The sequence below is a fragment of the Weissella sp. DD23 genome (genome assembly GCF_001579105.1).
GTDB classification, from domain to species: domain Bacteria; phylum Bacillota; class Bacilli; order Lactobacillales; family Lactobacillaceae; genus Weissella; species Weissella cibaria.
Map to the genome: position 1 here is coordinate 151,168 of NZ_KQ970394.1, position 1,599 is coordinate 152,766.

Annotated in this window: 2 protein-coding genes; both read left to right on the top strand. The window is 49.4% G+C overall.

What is annotated here, in order from left to right; all coding sequences use genetic code 11:
• Window positions 1–1,088, top strand: a 1,088-nt coding sequence (locus WEIDD23_RS08145) for a DNA topoisomerase (protein ID WP_242865474.1), incomplete at its 5' end; no start/stop codon positions are given.
• Window positions 1,089–1,164: 76 nt separating this feature from the next.
• A partial coding sequence (locus WEIDD23_RS13670) for a hypothetical protein (RefSeq protein WP_197458851.1) occupies window positions 1,165–1,599 on the top strand: 435 nt, incomplete at its 3' end.

A 1,599-nucleotide genomic window follows, 5' to 3' on the forward strand; every position in this document is an offset into this window, starting at 1 on the left:
CCCGTACCGAAGACAAGACGGTTACCCCGGAGCAATTCAATGAACTGCTCCCGTTGGTCGACCGGATTGCCAAGTTGGTGGGGGTTGATACGAGCTTGTTGACACACCGGCAACCACGGTCAACGCACGTGAAGCCACAAGGATCCCACGGGGCGAACCGGCCGGGTGTCAATGTGCCAGCTGATGTACAAAGTCTGAAAAAGTACGGCGACAGTGCGATGGCGATTTATGAAGTTCTGGCGAAGAACTACTTGGCGATGCTGGCGGAAGATTACGTGTATGACCACGTGACGGCCGACTTGGCCGATTACCCAAGTTTTAAAACAGCGTTCAATGTGCCAATTCAACTGAATTTTAAGTTGGTGTATGATTCATTTGCCGCCACACGCGTTGATGATGACGATGAGGATGAAAATGCGGGCGTGTTGGGACCAATGGCGGATCCGTACATTCATGAAGGCGCCAACAAGAAGCCACAGCAACCCACGACGAAGTGGATTATGGCGTACTTGGAAAAGCATAATGTTGGTACTGGAGCGACACGTGTGTCGACGTTATCCGACATGGGTAAGGGTCAAAAAGCGATGTTGCGTGAGGCTCGTGGTAAGTTGACACTAACGGAAACGGGTAATGTGTCAGCGGTCATGGTGAAAGGGACTTGGATTGCGTCGCCGAAGATTACCAAGCGTCTGTTTGAAATGATGGACGAAGTGGGCGAATTTAAAATGACGATGGACAAGTTGCTGGAATCAGTGACACAAGTGGTTGATCATGATATGCCGATTATGGTGGCGAACGCCGAGGCATTGCAAGCAACATTGGGGGCGCCAAAACCCAAGCCCGTGCGCAAGGTTAGCGAGAAAACAACTGGCACCTTCAATGGTGAAGAAATCACGTTTGCCAAAGAATGGAGCGGGCATAAATTTACGGATGACGAGCTCGCGAAACTATTGGCTGGCGAAGAAGTTAGTTTTGCGGCTAAATCAAAACGGGGTAAAGATTATACGGCAGTAGGGAAGTTGGCCAAGCAAACATACAAGGGTAGTACCTTTTATGGCTTTAAGTTGAATCCCAAACCTCGGAAATAGGGCTTCACTAAAAATGATATTCGTCATATACTTGATGTAAGTAAGAGAGTGTATTTTGTAGGTTAGGAAAAGGTATATGAATAAAAAGACAAAAGCAGGTGTGATTGCAGCAGTCGCAGGTGCTATGGGTGTGAGTGGGGTCGCACACATGGATGCTATTAAGCACGCCGTTAAGAAGCAAAGTGATATTACCGCTGAGACAAAAATTCCCGTCTTGTCTAGTTTGCTACAAAGCAAGAAGTCAACAGAAGCACGTGGTGTGACCACAACGTCAGATGTGGCTCGAAAGATTGTGAAGCGCGCTGGGGCAGCGATGCCACAACGTCAGACGCCGGCTAAGCATGCCGCAGCGAAGGCAACGACACCTGCATCAGAGATGCAAGTGGCCTTTAGTTCTGATTCAGCCGCACCAGTCGTAACCGTGGCTGCTTCATCAGAAGCAACGTCAGACTCAGCGACGTCAACTAAGGCCGCTAAGTCAGCAACGACTGAACAAACGGCAGCTGCTAGT